This window comes from Streptomyces sp. NPDC031365, assembly GCF_055569765.1.
The window spans coordinates 1-14,252 of sequence record NZ_JBVIIM010000023.1 but is presented as its reverse complement, the minus strand read 5'-3'; the positions used below and the strand labels follow the sequence as shown (position 1 = coordinate 14,252).

Sequence of the window (14,252 nt, the reverse complement as noted above, 5' to 3'; positions counted from 1 at the left end):
CCGGCGCGGGACCATGGGGGACATGGCAGACCGATATCTCGAGATCTCCCTGGTCAAGCGAGGAATCACCGGCACGGCCCGACTCCTCGACGACCGGGCGCCGATCACCTGCGAAGCCGTCTGGAAATCCCTCCCGCTGTCCGGCGACGTCTACCACGCCAAGTACGCGCGCAACGAGATCTACGCCCTGTTCCCGCCCTTCGCGGACACCGAACCACCCCTGGAGAACCCGACGGTCACCCCCATTCCGGGTGATCTGTGCTATTTCTCCTTCGCGGGTGCCGAGTTGGGCACCAGGGCCTACGGCTACGACCGGGAGGTCCGCCCCGGCACCACCGTCGTGGACCTGGCCCTGTTCTACGAGCGCAACAACCTGCTGCTGAACGGCGACGTCGGCTGGGTCCCGGGCATCGTCTGGGGCCAGGTGGTGGAGGGACTGGATTCCCTGGCCAGCGCCTGCAACGACCTGTGGCGCACGGGCGCGGCCGGAGAGACGCTCAGCTTCCGGCGGGCCTGAGGGCCGCTGAGTTACCGGCGGGCGTGAGGGCCGCTGAGCTTCCGGCCGGCGTGAGGGCCGCTCAGCCACCGGAGGGCGTGCCGCTCACCCCCGCCTCGTACAGTGCGTGCGCCGCCCGCAGGACCAGGTCGTCCCGGTGCCGGGCGGCCACCAGCTGGAGGCCGATGGGCAGCCCGCCGGCGTCGGTGCCGACGGGCACCGTCGCGGCGGGCTGCTGCGTCATGTTGAACGGGTACGTGAACGGGGTCCAGCCCGTCCAGCGGCGGTGGCCCGCCCCCTTCGGCACCTCGGCACCCGCCTCGAACGCCGTGCGGGGCATCGTCGGGGTGACCAGCAGGTCGTGGGTGTCGTGGAAACGGCCCATCCGCCGGCCCAGGTCCATCCGCACGTCCACCGCGGCCAGGTAGTCCAGCGCCGAGAAGCGGGCACCCGCCCCGCAGATCTCCCGCAGCCCCGGGTCGAGCAGCCCCCGCTGCTCCCGGGTGAGGTGCTGGACCACTCGCGCCGCACCGGCGAACCACAGGGTGTGGAAGGCCTCCACCGGGTCGGTGAGATCCGGGTCGGTCTCCTCGACGTACGCGCCGAGCCCCGCCAGCCGCTCCACCGCCCGCCGCACCGCGGCCGCGACCTCCGGATCCACCCGCACCTGCCCGCCCAGCGTCGGCGAGTACGCCACCCGCAGCCCGCGCACCCCGCCCGCGAGCCCTTCCCGGAGCGAGCCGGGCGCCGGTCCGAGCGCCGACCAGTCACGGGAGTCCGGTCCGCCGATCACCTCCATCAGCAGCGCCGCGTCCGCCGCGTCCCGGGTCATCGGACCGACGTGCGCCAGCGTGCCGAACGCGCTCGCCGGATACAGCGGCACCCTCCCGTACGTCGGCTTCAGCGCGAAGATCCCGCAGAACGCGGCAGGGATACGGACACTGCCCCCGCCGTCCGTGCCCAGCGCCAGCGGTCCCGCGCCCAGCGCCACGGCCGCCGCCGCGCCACCACTGGACCCGCCCGCGGTACGCGTCGGATCGTACGGATTACGGGTGATCCCGCTGAGGGGTGAGTCCGTCACCCCCTTCCAGCCGAACTCGGGGGTCGTCGTCTTGCCCAGGAACACCGCGCCGTGCTCGCGCAGCCGGGCCACCGAGGGCGCGTCCTCGTCCCAGCGGCCCGCCGGGTCGATCGTCCGCGAGCCCTTCAGCGTCGGGGCGCCGCGCAGCAGCAGGATGTCCTTCACCGTCACCGGCACCCCGTCCAGCAGCCCGCACGGCTCACCCCGCCGCCACCGCTCCTCGGAGGCGGCCGCCCGCTCCAGCGCGTCCCCGGCGAGCAGCCGCACGAACGCGTTCACCTCCGGCTGGATCGCCTCCGCCCGCTCCAGCGCCGCGCGGGTCACCTCCACGGGGCCGATCTCGCCCCTGCGGTAGCCGTCGACGAGCCGTACGGCGGTCAGCTCGGTGAGCTCGGACATCCGGCCTCCTTCTCACGTACGCACGTCAGTGACCCGGTACATACCCGCGCTGCTTGTCGACCACGTTCACCAGCGGCTCACCCGCCGCCCACAGCTCGAACAACTCCACGAACTGCTCACCGAGTTCGTCCCGCCAGCCGACCGTGTCCCCGCTCATGTGCGGCGACACGACCAGCCCCGGGAGCTCCCAGAGCGGGCTGTCCGGGGTGAGCGGCTCGGCCGCGAAGACGTCCAGCGCCGCGCCCGCGATCCACCGCCCCCGCAGCGCCCCGGCCAGAGCCTCCTCCACGACCAGCTGCCCCCGGCCGATGTTGACGAAGTACGCGGACGGCCGCATCACCCCGAACCGGCGGGCGTCGAACATGCCCCGTGTCTCCTCCGTCAGCGGCGCGGCGGCGATCACCCAGTCCGCGCCGGCCAGCAGCCGGTCCAGGTCCTCCGGGCCGTGCACACCGGTCCGCGCGGACCGCCCGACCAGCGCGGTCCGCACCCCGAGCGCCTGGAGCGTGCCGGTGATCGCCCGGCCGATCGGTCCCGAGCCGACCACCACGGCACGGGTCCCGGCGACCTTGCGCGTCTCCCGGTGCCGCCAGGTCCGCTCCCGCTGAAACTCCAGCGTCCGCGGCAGATCCTTGGCGAAGGCGAGCACCAGGGCCGCGACGTACTCGGCGATCGGCCGGTCGAAGACCCCGCGCGCGTTGGTGACCACGGTGTCGGACGCGGCGAGTTCCGGACAGAGCAGATGGTCCACGCCCGCGCTCGCCGTGTGCACCCAGCGCGGGCGAGGGCCCGCACCGGGCCACGCCCGGCGCACCGCGTGCGAGGTGAAGTCCCACACCAGCAGCACATCCGCCGACGGCAGCAGCTCGGCGAGCGCCGCGGCGTCGGCGTGCTCGACCCTGACACGGCCGGTGAGCCTGCCGAGGCGGGGGAGCGGATCGGCGTCCAGGACGAGCAGCGTGGGGATGGTCATGAGCCGCCGTTTCTCCGGGCTGGCCGGGTCTTCGGGAAGGGAACGGCCGGGGACTTCGTGAAGGACTTTGCGAAGGATTGGCCGGAGTCTGAGATGCGCGGATTGACCACGCTCGCACCCGAACCTACCGTCGTCAACACGGGCGTTCCCGCGATCCCTTGTGTGCTCGTCTCCCAGCGTGAGGCCGGTGCTGACATGGACGTCTCCTTTCTCGGCGGCCCCGGCCCGCAGCGCGGTGTCGGTGTCGTCGCCCCCTTCGACTTCGCGCTGGACCGCGAGCTGTGGCGCTGGATTCCGGACGAGGTGTCACTGCACCTCACCCGCACGCCGTACGTGCCGGTCGAGGTGAGTCTCGACCTCGCCCGGCTGATCAGCGAGCACGAGACCCTCGGCGACGCGGTGCGCACCCTCACCGAGGTCGCGCCCGAGGTCGTCGCCTACGCCTGCACGTCGGGCAGCTTCGTCGGCGGGATCGTCGGCGAGCGCGCGATGTGCGAGGCGATGAGCCGGGCCGGCGCGATCCCGGCCCTCACCACCTCCGGCGCGCTCCTCGAGGCGCTGGTGGAACTGGACGTACGCCGCCTCGCCCTGGTCACCCCGTACACCGTGTCGGTCACCCGGGTGCTGCAGAAGTACGTCGCCCGGGCCGGTGTCACCGTCACCGGTTGCGCCTACATGGGTCTGACCAGGCACATCTGGAAAGTCACCTACCGCGAGGTGGTGGACATGGCCAGGCAGGCGGCGGTCCGCGGACGGCTCGGCGCGGCGGACGCGCTGTTCCTGTCCTGCACCAACCTGCCGACCTACGACGTCATCCCCCAGCTGGAGGCGGAGCTGCGCATACCGGTCATCTCGGCCAACCAGGTGACCATGTGGGCGGCGCTGCGCCGATTGGGTACCCGAGCGGTGGGACCGTATCAGGCGCTGATCGACGCGTCGGCGCGCTCCGGGACCGTACTGCCGGGCCAGACGTCCGGCTCCGTACTGCCGGACGTGCCGGAAGAGAAGCAGCAGGAAGGCTGGACATGACCGCACTGGGATTCCTGTACCCGGGCCACTCCGCAGAGGACGACTATCCGCGTATCGAACAGTTGTTGGGCAGCGACGTCCGGGTGGACCTGGTGCACACCGACATCGGCGAGGACGCCCACCGGGTGGACGCGCTGCTCCAGATGGGCGCGCCCGAGCGGCTGGCGGCCGGCCTCCAGCAGCTGCGCCTGTCCGGCGCCGAGGCGGTGGTGTGGGCCTGCACCAGCGGCAGCTTCGTGCACGGCTGGGACGGTGCCCACGAGCAGGTGCGCAGTCTCGCCATGGCGGCCGGAATGCCCGCGTCGTCCACGTCCTTCGGCTTCGTGCACGCGCTGCGGGAGATCGAGGCGCGGCGGGTCGCCGTCGGCGCCACCTACCCGGACGACGTGGCGCTGCTCTTCGCCGAGTTCCTGCGGGCCGGTGGCGTGGAGGTCACCGGGGTGCGCAGCTCAGGGATCATCACCGCGGCCGAGGTCGGCACCTGGGGCGAGGAGGAGCTGTCCGCCCTGGCCCGCGCGGCCGACACCCCCGACGCCGACGCGCTGCTCCTGCCGGACACGGCCCTGCACACCATCGCCCACATCCCCGCCCTGGAGAAGGAGCTGGGCAAGCCGGTCCTCACCGCCAACCAGGTCACGGCCTGGGAGTGCCTGCGCCTGGCCGACCGCCGCGTGAACGCCCCGGAACTGGGCGCGCTGTTCACCCGGGAGCCGATCGTCCAGGTGTGACCGGGGGCGGCCGTCCGGGTGCGGCGGTGGGACGCCCGTCCCAACCGCTCACGCACGGCCCCGGAATAGACGAGGTGGCCCTCCTGTTGTCCACCGGGGACAGCGCACGGCGACACACAGGAGGCACCCCACCGTGGCCGCAGACGACACCGCAGCCGACGGGATCCGAGGCACGGCTCAGGGGAACGCCCCCGTCCCGCTCTCGGTTCTCGACCTCGTCACCGTGGGCGCCGGCCGCACCGCCACGGACGCCCTGCGCACCAGCGTGGACCTCGCCCGTCTTGCCGAGTCCCGGGGCTTCCACCGCCACTGGGTCGCCGAGCACCACTCCATGCCGGGCGTGGCCTCCTCCTCCCCGGCGGTCATCCTGGCCCACCTCGCTGCCCACACCGACCGCATCCGCCTCGGTTCCGGCGGCGTGATGCTGCCCAACCATGCTCCGCTGGTCATCGCCGAGCAGTTCGGCACCCTGGAGGCGCTGGCCCCGGGCCGGATCGACCTCGGCCTCGGACGCGCCCCCGGCACCGACGGTGCCACCGCGGCAGCCCTGCGCCGCACCGACCGGCTGAACGAGGGCGCCGACGACTTCCCCCAGCAGCTCGCCGAGCTCACCCGTTTCCTCGACGACGACTTCCCCGACGGTCACCCCTACCGCCGCATCCACGCCGTCCCCGGCCCGGTGCAGGCGACCTCCCCCGGCGGCGTGCAGTCACCACACCGCCCGCCCCTCTGGCTGCTCGGCTCCTCCGGCTTCAGCGCCCGGCTGGCCGGCACGCTCGGCCTGCCCTTCGCCTTCGCCCACCACTTCTCGGCGCAGAACACGGTCCCGGCGCTGGACCTCTACCGCGACTCCTTCCGCCCCAGCGAGGTCCTCGACGCCCCCTACGCCCTCATCGGCGTCTCCGCGCTCGCGGCGGACGACGAGAAGGAGGCCCGCCGCCAGGTGCTCGCCGCCGCCCTCAGCATGGTCCGGCTGCGCACCGGCCGCCCGGGGCTGGTCCCCACCCCCGAGGAGGCGGAGGCGTACGACTTCAGCCCCATGGAGCGGGAGTTCGTCGACTCCTGGAACGCCAACGTCGTCCACGGCACGGCGGACGAGGTCCGCGCGGGCCTCGACGAGCTGCGGAAGCGCACCGACGCCGACGAGCTGATGCTCACCGCGAACGCCCACGGCGGTGCCGTACGCCTGCGGTCCTACGAGCTGATCGCCGACGTCTACGGATTGCCCACGCCCGCCTGAACCCCGGGCGTGCCCAGCAGCTCGGAGATGCGGTCCGGCGACACCGGACGCGAGTACAGCCAGCCCTGACCGGTGTCGCAGCCGATCCGCCGCAGCCGGGTGGCCTGCGCCGAGGTCTCCACGCACTCCGCGGTGACGGTCAGACCGAGCCGGTGGGCGAGCTGCACCATCGCCTCGACGATGACCTCGTCCGCCGGGCTCGCCTTGGCGGTGCGCTCCTCGATCTGGAAGCCGCGGACGAAGGAGCCGTCCAGCTTCAGCACCGACACCGGCAGCCGGCTGAGGTAGGCCAGGTTCGAGTAGCCGGTGCCGAAGTCGTCGATGGCGATGCGTACGCCCATGTCGCTGAGCGCCTTCAGGGTCTGGATCGGGCGGCCGGAGGAGCCCATCACCGCGGACTCGGTCAGCTCCAGCTGGAGCAGCTGCGGCGCGAGGCCCGTCTCGGCGAGGGTGTCGGCGACGTCCGCCACCAGGTCGGAGTCCCACACCTGACGGACCGCCACGTTCACGCTGACGAAGATCGGCGGCTCGTCCGGGTGCTCCACCTGCCAGTCACGGGCCTGCCGGCAGGCGGTGCGCAGCACCCAGCGGCCGAGCGGCACGATCGAGCCGTCCTCCTCCGCGAGCGAGATGAACCGATTCGGCGTCAGCGTGCCGAACCGCGGATGGTGCCAGCGGATCAGCGCCTCCACGCCGTGCACCCGGTCGTCCTCCATGCCCACCAGCGGCTGGTACTCCAGCGCGAACTCGCCCCGGTCGATGGCCGGGCGGAGCGTGGAGGCGAGCGCCTGGCGGGTCACCCGGTGGGCGTTGCGCTCCGGGTCGAACAGCGTCCAGCGGGCCTTGCCGTCGGCCTTCGCCCAGTACAGCGTGGTGTCGGCGGCCTGCATCAGCGCGGTGGGCGTGGTCCCGGCGGCATGGCGCTCGACCACCCCGATCGACGCGGACACCGACAGCCTCCGGCCGTCGAGGTCGAAGGGCGCCTGGATCGCGTCGAGCAGCGACCCGGCCAGGTCGGCCAGCTGTTCGGTTCCGGTGGAGTCCTCGACCAGCAGCGCGAACTCGTCCCCGCCGAGCCGGGCGACCAGCGGTGTGCCGGTCCTGGCCGCGTCCTTCGCGCACTGGCTGAGCCGTTCGGCGACGGCCGTCAGCAGCTGGTCCCCGACGCGGTGGCCCAGGGTGTCGTTGACGGCCTTGAACCCGTCCAGGTCGAGGTAGCACAGCCCGATCCGGCCCGTGCCGCTCTCCTCGTACGACTCCGCCTCCAGCGCGGCCGTCAGCCGTTCGAAGAACAGGGTGCGGTTGGGCAGCCGGGTCACGGGGTCGTGCATCCGCACATGCCGCAGCCGTTCCTGGAGTTCACGGTGATCGCTGATGTCGGCGACGGACAGCAGGACGCCCGCGTCGTCGGCGGACAGCGGGACGACCGTCACCCGCACCCACAGCGCGTGTCCCTCGGGGTGCTTCAGCCGGCGCGTGCAGCGCAGCCTGGCCCGCCGTCCGCGCAGCATCTCCCGGTAGGCGTGCCAGGTACGGGCGTCCGAGGTGAGATCCACCAGGTCGGCGGCGACGGCACCGGTCAGGGTGTCGGGGTCGCGGCCCAGCAGTCCGGCGAGGGCGGCGTTGGCACCGGTCACCGTGCCCTCGCGGTCCACAACGGCCATGGCGAGCGGCGCGGCCGTGAAGACCGAGCGGTACGAGGGGGGAGACGGGGGAGGCAGGGGCGAGGGGGAACGCAGGGCTGGGGGTTCGGTACCGGCAGACGTGACGATCTCACTCTCTGTGACGACCGGCCGGTCGAGTTCCGTCGCGGGCGCCGGCCCTTCGGACGTTCCGCTCACCACTCGCTCCCGCAGTGCACTCGATCGCTGTCCGCCGCTGTCCGTGCAGGAAAGTCTCTCAGTACCAGGAAGTGTGCCGATCATAGAGGCCCGCGCCGGGGCCTTCCAGTCACTCTCCGGTCTTCCGTACGGTTCCGCATCTCTGCCCGATCGTTTCTGCCCACGGGTGGACGGCTTCTGCGGGCCTCCGACCAGTTGTGACGTTCCGTGAGTGAACTGGGTGTCGACTCTGAGTGACTCCGCCCGGCCCCGCTCGGATTCCCGCGTTTCTCACCCGTCCGGTGCAGTTGAACAGGGCGCAGTATGACAAATCGCCACAGTCTGGGGTGCGGTGTCCCGCGAACCGTCTCCCGGAGGTCCTCGTGCCGCGTCCGCTCACCCCGAGACGACTCGGTCGTGAGGCACTGCGGGCCCGGCTCGGCCGATCGGGTGTACGGGACCTGCTGGGCCGATCGGGTGTGGGGGACCTGCTGGGCCGATCGGGTGTACGGGACCGGTTCGGTCGATCGGGTGCACGGCCCCGGCTGCGCACCACCGCGGCGATGTGCACCACCATGTCGGCGCTCGCGGCGACCTCCCTGGTGAGCGTCCCCTCCGACACCGAGTTGTTCTCGGCGGCGCCCTGCGCCCTCACCCGCACCGACGCCCACCACTCCGAGGGCCTGGACACCTGGAACGCCGCCTACCCCCGCCCGTCCCGGACCCTGGACGCGGTGATGGTGTTCCTCTCCTTCCCCGACTCCCACCCCCTGGCCACGCCCGCCGAACTCACCGCCGACCACTTCCCCGCCACCAGCCGCTTCTTCCAGCGGGCCTCCTACGGCAGGTTCACCCTGCGCCCGCACCCCCTGCGGCAGTGGATCCGGATGCCGCGCCCCTCCACCGAGTACGCCATACAGCGCGACTGGACCGTCGCCCACCGCGCGGCCTATCTGCGCGACGCGCTCGCCGTGACCGACCGGCACGTCGACTACTCGCGCTACGACGTCGTCTACTTCGTCGCCGACCCGGACGCACCGGGCGTGGACTCCGACGCCACCAAGGTCGTCAACATGGACCGTCCGCTGCGCGCCGACGGCACCGACATCCGCCGGGTCGTCACCGTCTTCGAGAACCACCCCCCGGACCGCCTCGTCCTCGCCCACGAGACCGGACACGTCTTCGACCTGCCCGACCTCTACCACCGGCCGGTGGACGGCAAGGGCGACTGGGACACCCACGTCGGCGACTGGGACCTGATGGGCAGCCAGTTCGCCCTCGCCCCGGACCTCTTCGCCTGGCACAAATGGAAACTGGGCTGGCTGGAACCCCGGCAGGTGCGGTGCGTGCGGGGCCCGGAGCCGGTACGGCTGACACTGGAGCCGCTGGGGGCGGGGCCGGGGACACCGGTGACGGGGGCGGCGGGGGCGCCGTCCTTCGGGCTCGGGCGGGGTACCAAGCTCGCGGTCGTGCGGACCGGCCCCGACACCGCGCTCGCCTTCGAGGTGCGCGGGCCGGTCGGCAACGACGCGGCGGCCTGCCGGCCGGGGGTACTGGTCTACCGGGTGAGCAGCGACACCCGCTCCGGGCGCGGGCCCATCGAGGTCGTCGACGCCCACCCGCACACCGAGGCCTGCTGGGAGGACTCCGTCTACCCGCCGCTCGCCGACGCACCGGTCGCGCTCGGCGAGAGCTTCACGGTGCCGGGGGAGTCCGTACGGGTGGAGGTGGAGGGACGTACGCCGTCGGGCGCCTGGACGGTGAAGATCACCGCGGGACAGCCGTGACGGTCGTGGCAGCCGTGATGGCCGCCATGGACATGAGTGAGGCCCCCCGCTTGCGCGAGGGGCCTCACTCATGTCGTGCGCCGCCAGGGACTCGAACCCCGGACCCGCTGATTAAGAGTCAGCTGCTCTAACCAACTGAGCTAGCGGCGCCTGCTGACGTCGTAGACATTAGCACCACGATCGGTGGGAGGAAAAATCGATATCCGCACGGCCGCGCGGGCCGCCCGTACGGCCGCCCACAGCAGCACCTCCGGGCCCGGTAACCAGGGACGACGCGTATCGGGGGCGACCAGCCAGCGGGCGGCGGGGGTGGGGCCGGAGAGGGCCGGGGCGGGGGCCGGGAGGGTCACCGCGTCGCCGGTGCCGTGACACAGCAGCGGCGGAACCCCGTCCGTCCGCGCGCCGCGCGCCCCCCACTCCTCCCACTCCATGAGGGCCGGCAGCCTCTGCGCCGTACCGGGTGCGGCGAAGAGCAGTGTCCGCCCGCGGTACTCGGCCACGGGGCCGGACCCCGGGCCCTCCTCCCACAGCCGGTCCAGCATCCGGCGCCCGAAGACCGCGGGAACGCTCACCACGTCGAAGACCACACCGCAGGGCAGTACGACCGGAACGTCCGGCCGCTCCCTCCAGTGCGAGAGCGTGCTGCGCGGATACGTTCCGGCCGAGGCGAGCCAGGCGGCACCGTCCGGGGTGACACCGCTGACGTCGGAGGCGTTCCGTGTGCTGCTCATGACGGACAGGTCTACCGCCTGTGAGGGAACGATTCCGCAGAGTTGCCCGAACCGCTGACACGGGGCCGGGAGAGGCAGTATCGTGCCCACCCGGCATATGCCACGCCCGTTCGAGCGGATGGCCGGCTCACGTGGGGTCGACGTGCCCCGGCCCGTCCCCGCCCCGCATCAGATCCCGGCCGAACTCGACCATCTTCTTCGCGTAGTCCTCGGTCCACTCGGCGCGCTCGGCGATGTCCGCCGTCGTCAGCCGGTCGAAGCGCCGGGGGTCGGCCAGCTGGGCCGCCGCCATCGCCTGGAACTCCGTCGCCCGGTCCGCCGCGGCACGGAACGCGAGCGTCAGCTCGGTCGCCCGCTCCAGCAGGGCGCGCGGATCCTCGATCGACTCCAGGTCGAAGAAGTGCTCGGGATCCGAGACCGCCTCCGCGGGCTCGAACAGCAGGGGCGCGGGGCGTAGCCGCGGCTGCTCCCGACGCGGCGCGTGCTCCGCCATGAGGTACTCCTTCACGTACGACACGATCGCCCCCCGGTAGGCGGGCCACCGTCCATTCTCCCGCGCCCGCGCAAGAGGGCGTCGACGCGCTCGGTGAGAGCCCGCAGGATCGCTACGGAAGCAGGGTCAAGGCGGATACGTGAGCGGGCCGGACGATGCTGAAGTGGCGACGGTCCAGCGTCGCGATGTTGATCGCGCGGAACTTTTCCGCTACGGCCACGACGAAGGCATCCGCCGTTCCCAGAGGGAGATCCGCGTACCGTTCCACCAGGTCGGCGGCCCGTGCGGCTCCGGATGAAGTAACGGGGACGAAGTCGTACACACCGTCGGCCACATCACGCAGGAAACCGGCCTCGGCCTTCACGCCGGCCCGGCTGGAGAGCATGTAGCCGATCTCTGCCACGAGCGGGGACGGCAGTGGCAGAGGGCCGGGATGGTTCTTCAGCAGACGCACGCAAGCGGAGTGGTGCTCATCTTTGCGGTTGGCCGCCGCGACCACGGGCCGGTGTCGATCACGATCACGCGCTGCGCTGCTCCTGACCGTCCCACGCCTCACGGACGACGTCCTTGGCGCGCGCGCCGAGGTCCGGCTCACCGTCGGAAGAAGAGGTCGTGCGGAAGCGCCGACGAGGGCGCCGCTCACCGCGCTCCACCTCGGCCCATTCGCGCAACAGCTCTATGGCATCCACCAGCCGGTCCTCCGGCGTGCATCCAGAAGGCGGTGCGCTTCCTCGCGAACGGTCATACCGGACAGTCTGCGGTCCACGGGGCCGTTCCGTCCCCGGTCTTCCACAGAGGCAGCCGTGCTGCCTGGACATCCACTCCCAGCACCATCCCGCGGTGGGGTCTGCCGACGGCTTCATTCCACATCGGGCAGGCGCATGGTGCCGAGATGGGCGGTGAACGTGCTGAACGCGGTGGCGGGGAAGGTGAGCGTGGCCCGGCCCGGGTCCTTGGAGTCGCGGACGGCTATGTGGGGGTGGCGGTGGGCGACCTCTACGCAGGCATCGCCCTGTCCGCCGCCGGAGAACGACGACTTCTGCCAAGTCCCGGGGATCAGCATGTCCTTACAGCTCCTTCGCCAGCCTGTGGATGAAGTCCCGCGAACGCTCGGGACCGAGTGACACCGCTTCCACCCTACGGAAGAGCGTTCGATAGCGGTTCAGTTGGGCTTCAGCATCGATGAACACCGGCCCGTTGGGGCCGTCGCGAACCACCGTGTCCAGTTCGGGAACAGTGCCGCCTGCGTACACCATGACGCTTCCGGCACCACCGAAGCCGTCCAGGTCGAAGGGGACAATGCGCACGCTGACATGTTCGATCTCGGAGATCTCGAGGATGCGGGCAAGTTGCTTCCGCGCCGCGGCCCGGTCGCCCACCCGAATGCGCAGTGCCCCTTCATGCACCACGGCCTTGTACGCCACTGGCTGGGGGCGTTCGATGATGACCTTGCGCCGCATCCGGTGTTCCACCCAGCGCTCCACCTCGTCCTCGGGGAACTCTGGATTCACATACGAGAAGAGCGCTCGTGAGTATTCCTCCGTCTGCAGAAGGCCCGGGACGTGAAGGAAGTCCACGTCCAAGCGGCAGCGAGCGTGGTGCTCCAGCTCGGACAGATCCAGGAACTGCGTGGGCAGATGCCCTCGGTACTCCTCCCACCAGCCGCGCGTCCGGTCACCCGCCATGGCCACCAATGCAGTGATCAACTCCTCGTTCGGGCAGGAGTAGTGAGCAGCGAGCCGTCGAATGCGCTCCTCGCTCACTGCCGAGATCCCGGACTCGATCTGGCTCATCTGGACAGAGTCGGCCCCGAGCAGTGCGGCGGCTTCACGCGCCTTGAGCCCTGCTGCCTCACGTAGCTTCCGCAACTCGCGCCCCAACCGCATCTGACGTGCGGTGGGCTGCTGTCGACGTGCCATGGCCTTCTCCCGCCTCAACTTCCAAGAACAGCCGTCTCTTTCGGGGCAAGAGTAGGGCAAAGAGTTGTGCAGACCTAAAATTAGGTCCTACTGTCGGTGACGCACAGCACACTCTGTGTATCCCGTACGGCGGAAGTGCACCGCTCCGTCCTGCCGTGACGGATGCTGCAGTGACACCGCTGCACACCATCCCCCCGCCTGCTCCCGTGAGGAATCCGCATGCCCGAAAACGACCCGTGGGAGTACTCCCTCTCCATCCCGAACGACGCCCGCGCCGTCACCATCTGCCGCCGCACCCTCCGCCTGATCCTGACCATGCACGGCCTGATCCGCCTGGTCGACGTGGCCGAACTCCTGGCTACGGAGCTGGTGTCGAACGCCATCCGGCACACCAAGGGTCCCGCCGCTCTGCGGGTGCGCTGGTCGGAGGCCGGCGTACTGAGGCTTGGCGCCTGGGACGCGGACCCCTCGCCGCCGGAGCCGCCGAAGCCGTTGGGCCTGGATATCGATCGACAGGACGGTCGGGGACTGGCGCTGATCAGAGCGTGCGCCGACGTGTGGGGCTGGCAACCGTTGGCGAGGGACGGCAGCCGAGGCAAGTACATCTGGTGCGAACTGGGCACGGGTGTGGCTCCGGGAGTTGCGCGCAGTGATCACGCAAGGCGCTGAGTGCCGACCGGGTGTACGCCCCAACAGCCCTTGCCCCGCGACGGGTTGGCGCTCGTTGGGTGACGCGGGTCTGTGTAGCGAACGGTGGAACTCGGTCGGATTTGTTCAGCGGCGTCCGGCGGTGAGCCGGCCGTCGAAGGTGATGTCGAAGGCTTGGAGCGCGGCCTTCCAGCGCATGGTCCAGCGTTTGCGTCCGGTGCCGGTGAGGCGCTTGGTCTCGTCCACCATGAACAAACCTTGTTCCAGCAGATTGTCATCTCACTGGTGGCCCCCGACGTCGACGCGTGGAAGAGCTGCCTGAGCGGCGACAGCCTCAGTGCGTGCGGCTGGGCGATGACAGATCTTCCCTGGGGGCGGGTGTTCAAGGGGTTGAAAATCTTCAAAGCGGATCTGCCGTGCAACAGCTTTGCCCCTGGCACCGAGGTCCTGATGGCGGACGGTACGACGAAGCCCATTGAGGACGTCGAAATCGGCGAAAAGGTCTTGGCGACGGACCCGGAGACGGGGAAGACCGAAGTCAAACAGGTCACCGCCGAAATCACTGGGGAAGGTACGAAGAACCTGGTGACGCTCACTCTCACGGTTGGTGGCGAGCAGGTAAGCGTCACCGCGACCGACGGCCACCCGTTCTGGGTGCCCGGCCTCGATGCGTGGGTGGACGCAGGGGAACTCGCCATCGGGCAGGAACTGCGCACTGCAGCCACCGAAACCGTCCGCATCACCGGCATTGATCGCTGGTCACAATCGGCGAGAGTGCACAACCTGACGGTCACGGACTCCCACACGTACTATGAACTCATAACACGATCTTGCTGGCGTGCCAGGGCTGGTCGGAGCGTTGTTGAGAGGTTGCTGGTGCCGAGGCCGTTCACGGGCTACGCCGGAGT

17 protein-coding genes and 1 tRNA gene are annotated in these 14,252 nt (G+C 70.9%); 7 read left to right on the top strand and 11 right to left on the bottom strand.

Annotated features, from left to right (window positions below):
* The first annotated feature begins 22 nt into the window (after positions 1-22).
* Positions 23-517 (top strand): DUF3830 family protein, encoded by a 495-nt coding sequence (locus ACZ5C2_RS27950; protein WP_468796959.1) that lies wholly within the window; start codon positions 23-25, stop codon positions 515-517.
* A 61-nt stretch (positions 518-578) separates the two neighbouring features.
* On the opposite strand, the gene ACZ5C2_RS27945 is transcribed toward ACZ5C2_RS27950, so the two are convergent.
* Together ACZ5C2_RS27945 and ACZ5C2_RS27940 are read right to left on the bottom strand one after the other, a co-directional pair.
* On the bottom strand, positions 579-1,976 hold the full coding sequence (locus ACZ5C2_RS27945) for an amidase (RefSeq protein ID WP_468796956.1): 1,398 nt from the start codon (positions 1,974-1,976) through the stop codon (positions 579-581).
* A 25-nt stretch (positions 1,977-2,001) separates the two neighbouring features.
* Positions 2,002-2,949, bottom strand: coding sequence for a D-2-hydroxyacid dehydrogenase (locus ACZ5C2_RS27940; RefSeq protein ID WP_468796953.1), 948 nt, complete (start codon positions 2,947-2,949; stop codon positions 2,002-2,004).
* Positions 2,950-3,144: 195 nt separating this feature from the next.
* Between ACZ5C2_RS27940 and ACZ5C2_RS27935 the strand changes: the two genes are divergently transcribed.
* The 3 genes from ACZ5C2_RS27935 to ACZ5C2_RS27925 all read left to right on the top strand — a co-directional run bounded on the left by ACZ5C2_RS27935 (position 3,145) and on the right by ACZ5C2_RS27925 (position 5,946).
* Positions 3,145-3,978, top strand: coding sequence for a maleate cis-trans isomerase family protein (locus ACZ5C2_RS27935; RefSeq protein WP_468797499.1), 834 nt, complete (start codon positions 3,145-3,147; stop codon positions 3,976-3,978).
* The gene (locus ACZ5C2_RS27930; RefSeq protein WP_468796950.1) at positions 3,975-4,706 is read left to right on the top strand and encodes a maleate cis-trans isomerase family protein; all 732 of its coding nucleotides are present in this window, start codon (positions 3,975-3,977) and stop codon (positions 4,704-4,706) included. Before ACZ5C2_RS27935 ends, ACZ5C2_RS27930 begins: the two co-directional genes overlap by 4 nt.
* A 133-nt stretch (positions 4,707-4,839) precedes the next feature.
* Positions 4,840-5,946: an LLM class flavin-dependent oxidoreductase gene (locus ACZ5C2_RS27925; RefSeq protein WP_468796947.1), complete on the top strand. Its 1,107-nt coding sequence runs from the start codon at positions 4,840-4,842 to the stop codon at positions 5,944-5,946.
* Here the strand turns inward: ACZ5C2_RS27925 and ACZ5C2_RS27920 are convergent.
* Positions 5,922-7,787: a putative bifunctional diguanylate cyclase/phosphodiesterase gene (locus ACZ5C2_RS27920; RefSeq protein ID WP_468796944.1), complete on the bottom strand. Its 1,866-nt coding sequence runs from the start codon at positions 7,785-7,787 to the stop codon at positions 5,922-5,924. The genes ACZ5C2_RS27925 and ACZ5C2_RS27920 overlap by 25 nt on opposite strands.
* Before the next feature lie 326 nt (positions 7,788-8,113).
* Here ACZ5C2_RS27920 and ACZ5C2_RS27915 point away from each other — a divergent pair, with 326 nt between their 5' ends.
* The gene (locus ACZ5C2_RS27915; protein WP_468796941.1) at positions 8,114-9,553 is read left to right on the top strand and encodes a M6 family metalloprotease domain-containing protein; all 1,440 of its coding nucleotides are present in this window, start codon (positions 8,114-8,116) and stop codon (positions 9,551-9,553) included.
* 76 nt (positions 9,554-9,629) lie between these two features.
* On the opposite strand, the gene ACZ5C2_RS27910 is transcribed toward ACZ5C2_RS27915, so the two are convergent.
* From ACZ5C2_RS27910 to ACZ5C2_RS27880, 7 genes are all read right to left on the bottom strand, one after another.
* Positions 9,630-9,703: transfer RNA gene (locus ACZ5C2_RS27910), tRNA-Lys, on the bottom strand.
* Positions 9,694-10,284, bottom strand: a complete 591-nt coding sequence (locus tag ACZ5C2_RS27905) for a bifunctional DNA primase/polymerase (RefSeq protein WP_468796938.1) — start codon at positions 10,282-10,284, stop codon at positions 9,694-9,696. Before ACZ5C2_RS27905 ends, ACZ5C2_RS27910 begins: the two co-directional genes overlap by 10 nt.
* A 127-nt stretch (positions 10,285-10,411) precedes the next feature.
* Positions 10,412-10,777 (bottom strand): hypothetical protein, encoded by a 366-nt coding sequence (locus tag ACZ5C2_RS27900; RefSeq protein ID WP_468796935.1) that lies wholly within the window; start codon positions 10,775-10,777, stop codon positions 10,412-10,414.
* A 112-nt stretch (positions 10,778-10,889) separates the two neighbouring features.
* A complete protein-coding gene (locus ACZ5C2_RS27895) occupies positions 10,890-11,231 on the bottom strand; it encodes a type II toxin-antitoxin system VapC family toxin (protein WP_468796932.1) in 342 nt (113 codons plus the stop codon).
* 64 nt (positions 11,232-11,295) lie between these two features.
* On the bottom strand, positions 11,296-11,466 hold the full coding sequence (locus ACZ5C2_RS27890; RefSeq protein ID WP_468796929.1) for a hypothetical protein: 171 nt from the start codon (positions 11,464-11,466) through the stop codon (positions 11,296-11,298).
* A gap of 170 nt (positions 11,467-11,636) precedes the next feature.
* A complete protein-coding gene (locus ACZ5C2_RS27885; RefSeq protein ID WP_468796926.1) occupies positions 11,637-11,840 on the bottom strand; it encodes a DUF397 domain-containing protein in 204 nt (67 codons plus the stop codon).
* 4 nt (positions 11,841-11,844) lie between these two features.
* Positions 11,845-12,696: a helix-turn-helix domain-containing protein gene (locus ACZ5C2_RS27880; protein WP_468796923.1), complete on the bottom strand. Its 852-nt coding sequence runs from the start codon at positions 12,694-12,696 to the stop codon at positions 11,845-11,847.
* Between the two features lie 219 nt (positions 12,697-12,915).
* On the opposite strand from ACZ5C2_RS27880, the gene ACZ5C2_RS27875 reads away from it, so the two are divergent.
* Entirely contained in the window at positions 12,916-13,365 is a 450-nt protein-coding gene (locus tag ACZ5C2_RS27875; RefSeq protein ID WP_468796920.1) for an ATP-binding protein, read from the top strand.
* A 105-nt stretch (positions 13,366-13,470) separates the two neighbouring features.
* Here the strand turns inward: ACZ5C2_RS27875 and ACZ5C2_RS27870 are convergent, their stop codons facing one another.
* The gene (locus ACZ5C2_RS27870) at positions 13,471-13,593 is read right to left on the bottom strand and encodes a hypothetical protein (RefSeq protein ID WP_468797520.1); all 123 of its coding nucleotides are present in this window, start codon (positions 13,591-13,593) and stop codon (positions 13,471-13,473) included.
* A gap of 9 nt (positions 13,594-13,602) precedes the next feature.
* Here ACZ5C2_RS27870 and ACZ5C2_RS27865 point away from each other — a divergent pair.
* The coding region (locus tag ACZ5C2_RS27865; protein ID WP_468796917.1) for a polymorphic toxin-type HINT domain-containing protein at positions 13,603-14,252 on the top strand (650 nt) is incomplete at its 3' end.